This is a genomic window from Actinocrinis sp., from assembly GCF_035650855.1.
In the GTDB taxonomy this organism is placed as follows: domain Bacteria; phylum Actinomycetota; class Actinomycetes; order Streptomycetales; family Catenulisporaceae; genus Actinocrinis.
In genome coordinates this window covers 1-14,167 of sequence record NZ_DASRGV010000147.1, presented here as the reverse complement: position 1 = coordinate 14,167, position 14,167 = coordinate 1, and the positions used below count along the sequence as shown (strand labels likewise).

The 14,167-nt window shown below is 68.6% G+C and carries 15 protein-coding genes; 5 read left to right on the top strand and 10 right to left on the bottom strand.

Annotated features, from left to right (window positions below):
• Positions 1 to 269 precede the first annotated feature (269 nt).
• Positions 270 to 443, top strand: coding sequence for a hypothetical protein (locus VFB40_RS11475; protein WP_324849775.1), 174 nt, complete (start codon positions 270 to 272; stop codon positions 441 to 443).
• A 278-nt stretch (positions 444 to 721) separates the two neighbouring features.
• Here VFB40_RS11475 and VFB40_RS11470 read toward each other — a convergent pair whose 3' ends face one another.
• Both VFB40_RS11470 and VFB40_RS11465 read right to left on the bottom strand, forming a co-directional pair.
• Complete coding sequence (locus VFB40_RS11470; RefSeq protein WP_324849773.1) at positions 722 to 946, bottom strand: hypothetical protein; 225 nt, start codon at positions 944 to 946, stop codon at positions 722 to 724.
• A 255-nt stretch (positions 947 to 1,201) separates the two neighbouring features.
• Positions 1,202 to 2,644, bottom strand: a complete 1,443-nt coding sequence (locus VFB40_RS11465) for a glycoside hydrolase family 28 protein (protein ID WP_324849771.1) — start codon at positions 2,642 to 2,644, stop codon at positions 1,202 to 1,204.
• A 442-nt stretch (positions 2,645 to 3,086) separates the two neighbouring features.
• Here VFB40_RS11465 and VFB40_RS11460 point away from each other — a divergent pair, with 442 nt between their 5' ends.
• Complete coding sequence (locus VFB40_RS11460; RefSeq protein ID WP_324849770.1) at positions 3,087 to 3,497, top strand: STAS domain-containing protein; 411 nt, start codon at positions 3,087 to 3,089, stop codon at positions 3,495 to 3,497.
• An 86-nt stretch (positions 3,498 to 3,583) separates the two neighbouring features.
• On the top strand, positions 3,584 to 4,633 hold the full coding sequence (locus VFB40_RS11455; RefSeq protein WP_324849768.1) for a S1C family serine protease: 1,050 nt from the start codon (positions 3,584 to 3,586) through the stop codon (positions 4,631 to 4,633).
• On the opposite strand, the gene VFB40_RS11450 is transcribed toward VFB40_RS11455, so the two are convergent.
• The 3 genes from VFB40_RS11450 to VFB40_RS11440 form a co-directional block, all read right to left on the bottom strand.
• Complete coding sequence (locus VFB40_RS11450; protein WP_324849766.1) at positions 4,605 to 7,094, bottom strand: FUSC family protein; 2,490 nt, start codon at positions 7,092 to 7,094, stop codon at positions 4,605 to 4,607. The two genes, VFB40_RS11455 and VFB40_RS11450, sit on opposite strands and share 29 nt — an antisense overlap.
• A gap of 115 nt (positions 7,095 to 7,209) precedes the next feature.
• Positions 7,210 to 7,341, bottom strand: a complete 132-nt coding sequence (locus VFB40_RS11445) for a hypothetical protein (RefSeq protein ID WP_324849764.1) — start codon at positions 7,339 to 7,341, stop codon at positions 7,210 to 7,212.
• Between the two features lie 43 nt (positions 7,342 to 7,384).
• Entirely contained in the window at positions 7,385 to 7,534 is a 150-nt protein-coding gene (locus VFB40_RS11440; protein ID WP_324849762.1) for a hypothetical protein, read from the bottom strand.
• Positions 7,535 to 7,878: 344 nt separating this feature from the next.
• On the opposite strand from VFB40_RS11440, the gene VFB40_RS11435 reads away from it, so the two are divergent.
• Positions 7,879 to 8,448, top strand: coding sequence for a hypothetical protein (locus tag VFB40_RS11435; RefSeq protein ID WP_324849760.1), 570 nt, complete (start codon positions 7,879 to 7,881; stop codon positions 8,446 to 8,448).
• A 25-nt stretch (positions 8,449 to 8,473) separates the two neighbouring features.
• Here the strand turns inward: VFB40_RS11435 and VFB40_RS11430 are convergent, their stop codons facing one another.
• From VFB40_RS11430 to VFB40_RS11415, 4 genes are all read right to left on the bottom strand, one after another.
• Entirely contained in the window at positions 8,474 to 9,301 is an 828-nt protein-coding gene (locus VFB40_RS11430) for a DUF1295 domain-containing protein (protein WP_324849758.1), read from the bottom strand.
• Positions 9,302 to 9,307: 6 nt separating this feature from the next.
• On the bottom strand, positions 9,308 to 10,606 hold the full coding sequence (locus VFB40_RS11425) for a class I SAM-dependent methyltransferase (protein ID WP_324849756.1): 1,299 nt from the start codon (positions 10,604 to 10,606) through the stop codon (positions 9,308 to 9,310).
• Positions 10,603 to 11,295 carry a DUF1365 domain-containing protein gene (locus tag VFB40_RS11420; protein ID WP_414642079.1) on the bottom strand — a complete coding sequence of 231 codons (693 nt, stop codon included), beginning with the start codon at positions 11,293 to 11,295 and terminating at the stop codon, positions 10,603 to 10,605. The genes VFB40_RS11425 and VFB40_RS11420 overlap by 4 nt, the downstream gene beginning before the upstream one ends.
• Positions 11,296 to 11,381: 86 nt before the next feature.
• Positions 11,382 to 12,728: an NAD(P)/FAD-dependent oxidoreductase gene (locus VFB40_RS11415; protein WP_324849754.1), complete on the bottom strand. Its 1,347-nt coding sequence runs from the start codon at positions 12,726 to 12,728 to the stop codon at positions 11,382 to 11,384.
• Positions 12,729 to 12,853: 125 nt separating this feature from the next.
• Here VFB40_RS11415 and VFB40_RS11410 point away from each other — a divergent pair, with 125 nt between their 5' ends.
• Positions 12,854 to 13,651: an alpha/beta hydrolase gene (locus VFB40_RS11410; protein WP_324849752.1), complete on the top strand. Its 798-nt coding sequence runs from the start codon at positions 12,854 to 12,856 to the stop codon at positions 13,649 to 13,651.
• An 11-nt stretch (positions 13,652 to 13,662) separates the two neighbouring features.
• On the opposite strand, the gene VFB40_RS11405 is transcribed toward VFB40_RS11410, so the two are convergent.
• Positions 13,663 to 14,167: FAD-binding domain-containing protein (locus VFB40_RS11405; RefSeq protein WP_324849750.1), on the bottom strand; the 505-nt coding region annotated here is incomplete at its 5' end.

Genomic DNA, 14,167 nt, shown 5'->3' with positions numbered 1-14,167 from the left:
ATCGGTCAGGTCGGTCTTGTACGGTTTGCGCTCAGCCACCGGCCAAGCCCAGCACCTCCAAGCCCGCCGATCTGCCGAATACCCGCAACTCCGCACAATCTGATGACGCTAAAACGGCATAAGACTCACTTATTGCCCTCTGAAAGCCACGGGCGTCGCGCCCGCCGTCCGGCCGGTAGTGTGGGCCGACGCCAGCGACTTGCCCGACATGGACGTGGACCTCGACGCCCCAGACGAAGCGCTTGACGCACCGGATTACACGCCAACCTATGGCGCCCCGGCTCAAGCAGTCGAAAGACCTGGGCGAGATCATGGTCGTCGCGCACGCGGTCGTCGCCGCCGAAGCCAGCACGGCCGCGACAGTACTGATCGACGACGGGGCAGGGGCGCGCACAGTTCTGTTGCAAGCCCCAGAGCTGCGGCACACGGATCTGCTGGGCTGAACGCGTCGAGGCATCGAAGCTGCTGGGGGACAACCAGAAGGCACCCGGCCAAATCGTGAGACGGAACCCACGGAGCAATGCAATAACGCTGGGCGGGACCGGCGCGATTCACTCCCACGGAACGACTGCGCTGACCGAGATATGCAAAGTAACATTGGACGAATCGAGTTGCTTCCGACGGGCCGTCTTTTTGGCATGTCTCGGCGGACGTGCGGGACTTCGAAACAGATCGCGTAATGCGTCACGTCGGCTCGTTCGTCTTCTACCGTATTGAGCCGTTAGAGACGCGAGACATGTTCGGAGTCATGGACGGCTACGGTGCCGATCTTGGCCACATCGCGCAGATGATCCTCGACCCGCAGAGCGGAGAGATCCGCGATGACCTGCGTGACCAGATGGTGGGCTTTGAATCCGACATGCTCGTTCTCTGCCGTGCGCGACTGGAGGACGGTTGGCGAGGACTCGGCCTCGGCGCAGTTCTCGCCGGTCGGGCGATCAAGCAACTTAGGACACGGCTGCCTCGGCGTGGTACTCGAGCCCGCCTCGATACTGCCCGAGAGCAGACAAGACGATGAGGCGCGAGAGCGCGCCGCGAAGAAAATCTCAAAGACCCGGGAGCTTATCGGATTCGTACGTGTCGGCGACAAACTCATATCGAAGTAGGGAACTGAGCCTGGGGCCTTGTCGCTCTCCGTGCGGAGAGCGACAAGGCCCCAGGCTTTGCTATGTGGGTAGCAGGTAGTGGGTTAGGTTCTGGCCTACAGGCTCGGGAAGCTCGGGAAGGAGCAGGACGGGACGCTGCCGCTGGTCACCGGGGAGGAGAGCTTGGTGAGCGTGACGCCGGTGCCCGAGGACGGGTTGAGGCTGGAGCTGTAGGTGCTGACGGCGGCGTACTGCGCGGTGTACGAGGAGCTGTCGAGGCTGACGTACTGCAGGGTCAGGCCGGTGATGTGGGAGGAGTTGTAGCCCTCGATGATGGAGGTGGCGCCCGAGGCAGAGTTCTGTGACTTGAGGCCGTCCACGATGATGTTCGTGAACTCGGGGATGTTGCTGGTGCTGCTGGAGGAGGAGTAGCGCGGGTTGAGCTCGATCAGGTGCGCGATGCCGCTCTCGCAGGTGTTGATGTAGGTGACCGTGGAGACCGTGCCGCCCTTGCTCGGGTAGCTCTTGATGCGCAGGCCGCTGTTGAGGGTGCTGACATTACCGGAGCTGTCGGTGCCCTGGACGGTGTTGTTCTTCACCAGGATGTTGGTGACGCCGTCGTTGGTCTCGCTGCCGATCGAGATGCCGTGCGTGCCGTAGAAGTGGTCGTTGACGATGGTGACGTTGCTGGTCGCGCCGCTGCCGCCCTTGATGGCGATGCCGTCGTCGCCGTCTTGGATGTAAGAGTTCTCCACGGTGACGTTGCTGGAGGCGTCCGGGTCGATGCCATCGGTGTTGCGGGCGGTGGCCGGGGTCTTGATGCGCACGCCCCAGGCGGTGAAGCCGTTGCCGGACTTGTAGGTCACGTGGAAGAACGCTGCGTTGACCAGGTTGATGTTGTAGAGCGTGGCGTTGTTGGCGCCCGAGAAGACGATCAGCCGCGGGTTGTTCTGCTTCTCGTTCTCGTTGCCGGCGGTGGTGGCCAGCTGCCACCAGGTCGTGGAGGTGCCCCAGATGCTCTGGCCGCCGCGGCCGTCGATCGTGCCCTGCGAGCCGCTGCTGTTGCGGATGCCTTCGATGCCTGAGTTGGCGCCGGAGACCTTGATGAACGGGTTGCAGCCGTTGTCGCTGCTGGAGATTGCGCCGCAGGTGTCCGAGGAGCTGGACTGGTACTGGGAGGCGACGCGCGTGGCGTAGAGCGTGGTGCCCGCGTTGATCACCAAGTAGACGCCGCTCGGGACCGTCAGCGGAGCGGAGAGGAACGCGTTGTTGCCGCCGCTGTTGGTCAGCTCGACCGCCTTATTCGTTCCCTTACACGCATTCAGCGCGTTCTGAATGCGTGAGGTGTCCGGCGGGCTGGCCTCGTTGCTGCTGGAGAACTGCTCGTTGCTGGTGGCCAGGTTCGCGGTGAGGGTCTGGCAGACCGAGGGGACGGCGGGCTGGCTGACCGACCGGCTGTCGCCGGTGGCGACGCTGGCGGCCTGCGCGGTGGTCGCGGCCAGCGTGCCGAATACGAGGGCTGCTGCGGTGGCCGCAGCGGCGATGGTGAGTCTGGGCACGGCAGGACGCAGAGTTCGGGTGAACGCTCGCATGAAGACAGGTCCTTCGAATCGGACGGATTGTCATGCGCGGCCGTTCACCCTCTGACGACCGCGTTACGACGGTGTTGCGCACCGTTGCGACAGGAGAGTACAGGGCGGGGGAAGGGTTGGGTAGCCCTGATTTGCACCGGTTTCCGGTGGCAGTAGGTGTGGAATCGGGGTTCGGTAGGGCTGTTACAGAGCGTTATCTGCGGCCGGATGGGATGTCACGGGATACGGCACGATGCGGGCGTGATGGGATGCGGCACGATGCGGCGTGACGTCCTGTTACAGGCTTGTGCCGCAGTCCGGGTCTCCGCCGGCGACGAAGCGGTCTAGACTGGATGAGGGTTCGGACCAGAGCTGTCGAAGATGGGGGCGCCGAGCAGCGCCGCCGCCCTCGCTACGGAGGGACCCGCCCGTGGTCTCGTCTTCCCAGGTCTACACCCGAGTGCAGCCGGATCATCCCGGACTGCACGTCGAAGTCACCCGCGACCAGCACATCACCACCGTCTTCGTGAACGGCGACGTGGATCTCGCCACCGCCGATCTGCTCAGCGCGGCCGCCGATCTCGCCCTGCAGGGGCCGCCGCTGCGCGTAGTCGTCGATCTGTCCGGAGTCACCTTTTTCGGCGTGGTCGGGCTCACCATCGTGCAGAATCTGCGCGATCGCACCGACCGGGACGCCATTGACCTCGTGCTGCGCGCACCGTCGCAGACCGTGCGGACCGTGTTCGACATCGTGAGCGCCGCGCGCTACTTCCGGATCGTCCACGCCGGTTTCCAGGACGCCGATCGCGGGCAATCGCTGGCATCCAACGCTGCGGTCTGACCGGCGACGCTCGCGCCGCGCCGGGGGCTGTCGGACCGTGCCCGGCCGCAGCCGCCGCCCGCCGCGACCGGAAATGAGGCCTCTGGATGAGAGGACGCTCGGCTTTAGTGCTGATCGTGATCTGCGCGGCGTTCGCGGCGTACTTCCTCAACCGACAGGGCTCCCCGGCGACCGGCCCTGACCAGGGCGGCAGCAACCCGACCAGTGCCGGACCGGGGACCTTCAGCTCGATCTCGCCGGACCTGGTGCTCGTCAACAGCACCCTCGGGCAGCAGCAGGAGCAGGCGGCCGGCACCGGCGTCGTACTCACCTCGACCGGCGAAGTTCTGACGAACAACCATGTCATCGAGGGCGCCACCGCGGTCCAAGTCACCGACGTCGGCAACGGCCGCACGTACACCGCCACGGTCGCCGGCTACGACCGGTCGCACGACGTGGCGTTGCTGCAACTCCAGGCAGCGCAGGGCCTCGCTACCGCACCTCTCGATACCTCTACGCAGCTGTCGGTTGGTCAACAGGTCGCGTCGGTCGGCAACGCAGGCGGGACCGGCTCGCTGACCACGGCCCCCGGCACGATCACCGCGCTCAACCAGTCGATCACCGCGAGCGACCAGGCTTCCGGCAGTTCGGAGCAGCTGACCGGCCTGATCCAGGTGAAGGCGAACGTGCGGCCCGGCGACTCCGGCGGCCCGCTGGTGGCGACCTCCGGCAAGGTCATCGGGATCACCACGGCGGCCGGCAGCACCTACCAGTTCCGCGGCGGCAGCAGCACCGCCGGGTTCGCGATCCCGATCGCCAGGGCGCTGGCGATCGGCAAGCAGATCGCTGCCGGGACGTCCTCGGCCACGGTGCACATCGGCCCGACCGCGCAGCTCGGCGTCGAGGTGGGCGACGCGCAGTCAGGCGGCGGCGCCGCGGTGATCGGCGTGCTGCCGGGCGAACCGGCGCAGGCGGCGGGACTGGCGAGCGGCGACCTGATCACCTCGTTCGGCGGCACCGCGGTCGACTCGCCGACCACGCTGGTCACGCTCGTCGATCGCGATCGCCCGGGCCAGTCGGTGCCGGTCACCTGGACCGACCAGTTCGGCCAGAGCCGAAGCGCCACGGTCACGCTGGGTACGGGACCCGCTGGTTGACCTGATCTGCGGCCGAATCCGCAGCGGCGGGGGAAAGGCCGAGCGGGCGGGCGAGGCCGAGCAGCGTTTCGTCGACCCGTTGCAGGTGACGCAGGACCCGCATGGTGGTCAGGGTCTCGGCGATCGGCGGCGAGACGTCCTCCGAGCCATCGCCGAGGTCACTGTCAAGGTCGCCGTTCAGGTCGCCGTTCAGGTCGTCGTTCCCCGAGTGAAGGCAGTTGAGCAGCTCTGACACGCTCGGTTCGGTTTGAAGGGCGCTGCGATTGTCGTCGTCCTTACGCTGGCGCGCTCGGGTGCTGGAGTGGAGCTTCGCGTCACGCAGGTAGTCGGCGAGCGTTGCAGCGTTATGGTCGAGGCGCTGAACGACGTCTGTGATAGACGGTTCGGCGATAACAGTCGAGTTGTCAGAAGCGCTCTCTGCGATAGCCGCGAGGCTGCGCACGTGATACGCACAGCCATCCAGCAGACGGACGATGTACCGCGCGCGTTGCCGCCTAATGCGCAGCGGGTTCACCGGATGCGTCAGTGGCTCCATCGACTTGTGAAGCGAGTCCAAGGCCGAATCCATCTCGCGCGCCGCATGCAGTACGTCGAGGCGATGTAGGGCGTCGGACCTGGCCTCGCCGGTCAGCTGCTCGGCGGCGAGGGACAGCGCTTCGCGAAGTCGGTCTAGAACCGTGGCCAGGCGCTCGTCGGTGTGCCGCCCCGCACGCACCGGTAAGACAAACACCGCCGCCAGGAATCCACAGGCTGCGCCGAGCGCGGTCTCCTCGATGCGCAGCACGAGCACGCCGGGGCTGAAGATGCCGAGCAACGTGTAGAGCAGCCCGATCATCGTCGTCACGAAGAACGACATCAGCGCGTACGACAGCGCGGCGGTGAAGAACATGCCGAAGACGCAGGCGATCGCGAGCCCGAATGCGACGCGCGGATCGCCGTTGACCAGGCTGGCCAGCGCTCCCCCGGCGAGCACCCCGGCCACCGTTCCGGCCAACCTGCGGTAGCCCTTGATCAGGATGTCGCCGGTGGAGGAGGTGTTGATGAACACCACCCAGCAAGTGAGCACGGCCCAGTACCAGCGCTGCGCGGAGAGCAGTTCGCCGCCGAGGATGGCGAGGGCGGAACCGGCCGCGACCTGGAAGGCCAGCCGGGTGGAGATCCGGTCAAGGCCGGTGGCCTCGCCGCCGCCGTCCGGCTCGGATTCCTCCGCGCTAAGGCTGAGCTCCTCGGTCTCCAACTCCTCGCGGGAGCGCGCGGTGTGCGGGCTGTCGTCCTGCGGGTCGGTCTCAAAACCGAAGGCCATACGCAGTCCGAGGACCGCCCGCGCGAGTTCGCCTAACGCGAGGTACACATCGCGCACGGCCGGATCGGCCTGCGGGACATGCACACCGTCGCGGTAACCGAGCAGCCGGTCTCGGGTCTGCTCGAATCCGGCGAGTTGCGTACCGGGGACCGTCCGCAGGACAAGAGTACGAAGCCGATGCAGTTCGTGCGTGAGACGTTCCATCGTCGGATCGTCCGACGCTGCGGTACCGCGTAGGCCGAGTAGCAGGGGATCGGGCAGGCGCAGGCGCGCGGTAGCGATGGCGGTGCTGTTGCCGGTCGACGCACGTAGTGCGTAGTCGGCCGGGTTCGGCTCGTCGGGCGGTGTGCGCTGCACAGCACGTGGCAGCAGCCTGCCGACTCGTTCCGCGGCGATTTCAGCCTCAGCGACGCGGCGTTCGACGAGTGCGGCGGCACGCGCGTCCGGCAGTCCGGATTCCAGCCGGGCCTGAATCAGCAACGCGCACTGATGGAGTCGTGCGGTACGACGTTGCAGGAGGCGCGCGGCGGCGTCTGCGGCGGGCAGTCCCGGTCGCTGGCCGGCGAGCTCCGCCATTGCCTCGACGGTCGCGGCGAGCCGAGCGCGGAAGGCCCGGCGCAACCGGTCCAGCGTCCGCTCCGGAGTCGCCCGGACGAGCCCGAAGCGCGCGGTCGCGGCAGCGGCGAAGGCGAGGGCCAGCACGGTGCACATGCGCGGAAGCGTCGCCGGATCCGCGCGGGTGAACTGGGAGACGAAGTACAGCTGAAAGCTCATCAGCCCGAGGCCGGTGCCGCGCGGGCCGAACCTGCGGATGTAGACGGCGGTGAAGATCAGCGCGACGAACAGGACGTCAGAGGCGCTGCGGTGGTGGAACAACTCGGCGCCCACGGCCATCACCGCGGCGGCCACGCAGAACCCCAGGGCCAGCGTGACCGCCTGGTCGCTGGGCCGCGGGTCGCTGATCGCGAAGGAGGCGACCATCGCGGCCAGCGCTCCGGCGACCATGAGCGTGACCGGCATCCCCAGCAGGCTGAGGGCGAGAAGGGTCAGCAGGATCGCGGCGACGACGGTGCACGCGTTGGACAGCCGCAACAAGCCGGGATCGGACGCGCTGAAGCGGTCCCAGAGCTCGTCCCATGCTGTTCGGATCCGTCGCACGCCCCGTCGTCGTCTCCGTTCTCAGTCGCTACGACCGGGATGCCGGTCGGTGCGGTCGGGCTCGTCAGCCGCGGTTGACTGGTTCTCAGTCACCGCGTTCTTAATCGCCGCGTTCTCAGACGCCGCTGCCCGGCTTGGTGATGCCACCTTGCATCTTCGCCTCCGCCGGATCCGACATCACCCGGCCGGCCGCAGCCTGGACCTTGTTCTTGAACGAGCCGGCGAGGACGTGGTCCTTGCCGACCATCATCGCCTCGTAGCCGCCGCGGGCGACGTCGGCGGGGTCGTCCTTAGGGCTCTGGCCGGTTGACCACGACGCAGTAGACGTCCTTGCGGCCGACCAGGCGTTCGCCGCGCTTACGCGCGTACGCGGCGCCAGCTCCGACGGCACCCATGGCCAGCAGCGCCTTGCTGCGGGGGTGGTTGGTTAGCGATGTCATGCGGCGCCGGGTACCCATCAGGCTGCGGTCAAACTCGCCGAAATCGACACAGCGGGCGGGCGCTGCCGGGCGTTAACGGAGATCGAACGAGCGTGCTACCTGACGTTAGATCGCCAGGCTCTTCCTAGAATCGGAGACGGCTGCGAGGATGAAGCATCCGGAGTGCGACCGGGAAGGCGGTGGGCTGACTAATGACCTTCCACAACCCCGCGGAAGCCGCTCGCCGATTGGCCGAGCAGGTCCGAAGACTCCGGCCGGAGCGGCCGGTCGTGGTCGCTCTCGCGCCGCGGGGGGTGCCGCTGGCCGTCAACCTCGCCGCAGTCCTCCGAGCTCCGCTGGACGCCGTGCTGGTGCACGAGCTGGCGGTACCGGGTTGTCCGCCCGGTGTGCTCGGTGCCGTGGGCGAGGAAAGCGTCTCGGTTTTGAACCGTCCGCTGGCAGCGCGGCTCGGGGTCGATGCGGAGTTGCTGGACAAGACCGCGCAGTATGCGAGCGCCCGCACCGAGGACTTGCGTCGTGCGCTGCGTGAGCAGCTACCGCAGCAACCGCTTGAGGGGCGCACGGCTGTGCTCGTGGACGCCGGTGTCGCGACCGGAGCGGGCGCGTCCGTCGCGGCGACGATCCTGAGGCATCGCGGTGCCGAGGCGTTGATGCTTGCGGTGCCGGTTGGCGCCCGCAGCGCGCTACGGCAGCTCGGCGGGCAGGTCGACGCGCTGGTGTGCGTGCGCGAGATGCCGTGGCCGCGGCCGGTGCACGAGTGGTACGACGCGTACCCCGAGCTCGGTGATCACGAGGCGCGGCAGATGCTCGTCCAGTCGGCCCGCGAGCTCGACCGGGAGGCGCCCGCGATGGCCGGGGCTGGCGCTCATGGCGGCGCCCGTGGCCGTGCCGCGCAAGCGATGTTGGCGCGTTAGCCGCGGGAGACCTTGCCGCGGTACGTCACGAACGCTCTGCGGTACGCACGGTCGGACGGCGGGGCGGAAGAGGGATGAAACCACTCGTCTGAGCGGCGTACTCGGCGTAGTCGGGCCGGGTCGCGATCATGTGCCGTTCGGTGAGCGGCTTACCGCTGCCCTTAGTGAGCAACCAGGTAATGACGGCTGGGGACAGGATCATGCACAGAACGGCCCACTGATCCACGCCGAGGATGAACAGGCCCCACCACACGCACGCATCGCCGAAGTAATTCGGATGCCTGGTGTAGCGCCACAGCCCGGTACGCATCAACTTGCCGCGGTTCGCCGGGTCCGCCTTGAAGCGCTGCAACTGCCAGTCGCCGACTGCCTCGAAGAAGAGGCCGATCGCCCACAGGATCGCGCCGACGATCGCCGCGACGCCGAGAGGCCGTTCGCCGAACTCAACCGCCTGGACCGGCATCGAGATGAACCAGACCAGCGCCGCCTGGCCGAGGTAGACCCGCGTGTACGCGTACCAGGTGCGACTCGCGCGCGCCTTGGCCAGCAGCTTCTCGTAGCGCGGATCCTCCGGCGCGCCGCGCCCTCGCCGCGCGATGTGCCCGGCCAGGCGCAGCCCCCAGACCGCGGTCAGCGCGGTAGCCATGACGCGGCGGCCGAGATCGCCGTGTCCGGCGGAGAGCGCGCACGAGACCACGGCGCCGATCGTGAATGCCACTCCCCAGGCGACATCCACGACGCGATGCTTGCCTAGGGCGAGTCCGACGCCGAAGACGGCGGTCATGAACGCGAGCGCGCATCCGGCGGTGATCAGCAGGTTCCAGCCCCAGGCGGAGAGCACGGTGCCCGACACGGTGGATCAGGCTCCCGACGGCAGGACGGCGCCCGGCCTGACGGCGAGGATCTGGTCGACGCCCATGCGGCCCTGCTCAAAGGCCAGCGCGCCGCCGACGAGGTACAGCCGCCACACGCGCGCAGTCTCCAGACCGACCATGTTCACGACCTCCTCCCATCGGGCTTCGAACTTCTCGGTCCAGGCGCGAATCGTGCGCACGTAGTGCTCGCGCATGCCCTGCACGCCGACGACCTCAACGCCGCCGCGCTCCAGCAGTGCCACCGTCTCACCGAGCGGCCGCATGTGCATGTCCGGGGCGATGAAGCGCTCGATGAAGGCACCGCCGCCGGGCGCGACCGAGCCGCGCGACATCTGCTGCACGAGCAGCCGTCCGCCGGGCACCAGCAGGTCGTGCAGCCGCTTCGCGAAGGCCGGATACTCGCGGTCGCCGACGTGCTCGCCCATCTCGATCGTGGACACCGCGTCGAATCCGGTCAGCGACGTCACGTCGCGGTAATGCGTGAGCTTGACCTCCGCCCGGTCGCCGAGACCGGCCTTCTCGATGCGGGCGCTCACGAACTTGGCCTGCTCGGCGGAGAGCGTGACGCCGAGGACGCGGACGCCGTAGTGCTCGGCGGCGTGCAGCAGCAGCGCGCCCCAGCCGCAGCCGATGTCCAGCATCCGCTTCCCACGGCTCAGTTCCAGCTTGCGGCAGATCAGGTCGAGCTTGTCGCGTTGCGCGTCCTCCAGGGTGTATTCGGGGTCGCTCGAAGTCCAGTAGGCGCAGGAGTAAGCCATCGACTCGTCAAGGATGAGCCCGTAGAAGTCGTTGGACAGGTCGTAGTGGTGCGCGATCGCGGCGCGGTCGCGCGATCGCGTGTGCAGCGGACCGCGCAGCTTCGCCTGCGTCGCCGGCGCCGCGGGGCGGGGGCCGAGTGCGCCCAACCGCGCCGCGGTAGGCAGAGCCTTGATAAGCGCGGCCGCGCTCGGCCTGGGGCGGGGAGTCGCCGCGTTGCGTGCCGGTGCGCCGGCCGGGGTCGCGATCTCGGGCCGGAATCGGCGCAGCGCCTCGCCCAGATCGCCGTCCAGGTCCAGGTCGCCGGTGACGTAGGCCTGGGCGAGGCCCAACTCGTTCGGGTGCCAGGCGAGGCGGCGCAACGCGGCCGGGCAGCGCAGGGTGACGGTCGGCTCGGCTACGTCAGGGCATTGAGATGCGGAAGGGGCGTCGGTCTCGCTGCCGTCCCAGGCTCGCAGCCGGATCGGCAGCGAGGTGCCGGTGAGGGAGGTGTACAGCTCGGCGAGTTCGTGCGCTGTGTTGCTCATCGGGCAAGCCTCTCCGGACGCGACTCGGTCGGGCGGGGAATGACTTTCAGGCCGCGCAGGTAGAGCTTGATGCCCTGCACGCGGATCCGGACGCTGACGATCTGCGGGGCCAGTGGTAGCCGCATTGCGGTGCGTAGCACGTTCCAGGGTGTCGCGGGTCGCCGGACGCCGCGCAGGCTCGCGACGAACGGCGCGCGCCCCGGCAGGTCGAGGCGGATGGAGAGCGCGAGCCGATCGTCCGGCTCGGGCAGCAGCATCCGGTAGGTTCCCTGGATCGGAATGAACGGCGAGACGTAGAACTCCTTGTCGGCGCTGGCCCGGCCGAGTTCGTCGGGGGTGAGCAGGTAGCAGTGCAGGCCGCCGTAGGTATTGTGAACCTCGGCGATGACGCACCGCAGTTCGCCGTCCGGACCGTGGCACCAGTAGACGGTCAGCGGGTTGAATACGTAGCCGAAGACTCGCGCCGCCGTGAGCATCAGCACTCTGCCGCTGCGAAGGTCGATCCCGTGTTCGGCCAGATAGCGGTCCACGTTTTCACGGAGCGAAAGTGCCGGGTCGCCGAGGTGGTCCGAGGCGCGGAAACCGGCCAGGTAGCGCAGCGGTCCGGGTGTTCGGGGCGGCCGGTCGAGGTCGATCAACCACAGGTATGTGCGGTACGTGAAGTCGTTGCGGATCGGCTCCGTCCGCACGTGCCGTAGCCGACAGACGTACAGTGCGGCGTCGCGCCTTCCGGCCTTCATCAGGGCCTTGTCGCTCGACGGAGCACCCCGCGTACTCACCACGTCACCCCGAACGCCTCTGCCGCCGCGACACCGGAAGCGCAGCCGTCCTCGTGGAATCCCCAACCGTGATAGGCCCCTGCGAAAGCCGTCATCGTGGTGTTGAGCAACGGGAGCCGCGCTTGCGCGGCAACGGATTCCGGCGTGTAGACAGGGTGCTCATACATCATCCGTGCCAGCACCAGCTCCGGCCGGATGCGCTCCGTCGCGTTCATCGTGACCAGGTAGTTCGTCGGCTCTTCCAACCGGTGCAGCCGGTTCATGTGGTAACTGACGACTGCGGCCTGGCCGGTGCCATGGCTGTGGCCGTAGTTCGGGCGTTTCGCGCATCCGGCGAGCAGGTAGTTCCACGAGCCGCGCGCGGCCCGGGCCCGCGGCAGCAGCGCGGCGTCGGTGTGCAGCAGCGTCTCGTTGCACGAGTACGGAATCGCGCCGAGCACCGCACGCTCGGTTTCGGTCGGGTCGGCCAGCAGCCGCAGCGCCTGGTCGGCGTGCGTGGCGATGACGACACGGTCGGCCGTGTGCTCTTCTCCGGCGTCATCGACGATCCGCACACCCTCCGCGCCGCGGCTGATCGCGCGTACCGGAGTGGACACGTGTACTGCCGTCAGACCTTTGACAGCTCGCTCGACATACGTGCGCGATCCGCCGACCACCGTCCGCCAGCGCGGCGATCCGGTCACCGCGAGCATGCCGTGATGGTCGAGGAAGCGGAACAGATACCGCGCGGGATACCGCTCTACGAGTATTGATCCGGTCGACCAGACCGCGGACACGAGCGGCACCATGAAGTGGTCGGCGAAGAACCGCGAATACCCGCCGCCGCGCAGGAAATCGCCGAGGGTGAGGTCCGGATCGTCGCGCTCCGGCGGCTCGCGCAACAGGCGGCGCGCCTGTCGGTGGAACCGCTTGATCTCGCCGAGCATGCGCAGGTAATCGGGCCGCAGTGCGGTGTCCGGCCGGGCGAACAGGCCGAGCAGGCCGCGCGCCCCGGCGTATTCGAGGCCGCAGCCCTCGCAGCGCACGCTCATCGACATGTCGGTGTCCTGAGTGGTGACCCCCAGCTCGCCGAACAGTCTGGTGAGCAGCGGGTAGGTCCGCCCGTTGTGCACGATGAACCCGCTGTCCACCGCGATCGAGCGGCCGCCGTGCCCGGCGAGTTCGTGGGTGTGCGCGTGGCCGCCGAGCCGTGGATCCGCCTCGAACAAGGCCACGTCGTAACGTCGTTGCAGCAGGTAGGCGGCGGTCAGCCCGGAAACCCCGGACCCGATGACCGCCACCTTGCCGCGGCTGGCCGCGCTCCCGCCGGCGTCCCCGGCCCGATCCGCCGTCGGCGGAGTCATCGATCACGCCCCTTTCGGGTAGCAGCTTCGGTACTGGTTCGGCGCATGGGCCCTACCGGATTGGTGTGTCGCGGCGGACCGGTCCGGAACCAAACCGGCCCGCCTCCGGCTACGAACCGGGTTACGTGGCGAAGCAGACTGGCGAGCGGCATGGCACGGCGGATGCGGAAGAAGAGGAGAAGGCTCTGCGGTACGACGCGGCTGAACTGCGGCCAGGACTGCGGATCATGGCGCCCGGCGCACGGACGACGAGCGTCGTCCTGCTCATCCACGGCGGCCGGGCGAAGAGCCGGGAGCCGGTGTCGCGCGGGAGCCTGCCGCTGGCGCGGATGCGGATGTTCGCTCCGGCGATTCTCGGCGCGGCGCGCGGCCAGGGGACGTCCGTGGCGCTGCTGCGTGACCGCTATCGGGGCTGGAACGAGCCGCACGCCGACCCGGTCGAGGACGCGGGCTGGGCGCTTGAGGAGATCGAGCGGCGGTTCGGCGCGGTCCCGGTGGTACTTGTCGGCCATTCGATGGGCGGACGGGCCGCGCTGCGGGTGGCGGGCCATCCGGCGGTGCGGGGTGTCGCCGCGCTCGCGCCGTGGGTGCCCAATCGGGAGCCGGTGGCGCAGCTCGCCGGGCGCACTGTGCTGGTCGCGCACGGCGATCGCGATGCGATGACCAGCCCGGCCGACTCGCTCGCGTATGTGCGGCGGGCGGCTGGCGTGGCGGACCGGATCTGCTTCTGGCAGGTGCGCGGCGCCCGGCACGCCATGCTGGAACGACCGGGATATTGGCACGGCCTGGTGCGCGACTTCGCCCTCGGCGTGCTCGGTATCAGGCCCATGACTCAGGACCTCGCGGACGCGCTGGACGCCGGGGCGCTCGATCTGGGCGTGCGCGGCGCGAACGGCCGGCGGCACGTCAGCCGCCGGCGGTGACGCTCCCCGCATCAGGCCTCTGCCGCGGCCGCCGCGTACCTGGCGAGCGCGGCGGACCGCGCGGCGGACCGCGCGGCGGCCAGGTCGACGACCGGCTCCGGGTAGTCGGTTCCTATCACACAGCCCGCCGCCCGCTGGACCGCCGCCGGCATGGTCCACGGTTCGGCGAGGTGGCCGCGCGGCACCCGCCTGAGCTCAGGAACGTATTCACGCACGTACACACCCTCCGGGTCATAGCGCTCGAGATGCAGCGTCGGGTTGTACACACGGCGGAAAACCGGTTGCGGATCAACGCCGACCGAAGCGACCCACTGCCAATTGCCGTTGTTGTTCGGCTGGTCCCCGTCGATGAGCATGCGCATGAACCAGTCCTCGCCGCGCCGCCAGTCGATACCGAGGTGCTTGGTCAGGAACGTTCCGACGAGCAGACGCACCCGGTTGTGCATCCGGCCCTCGCGGCGCAGCTGCCGCATCCCGGCATCCACGAGCGGGAACCCGGTGCGGCCTTCGGTCCAC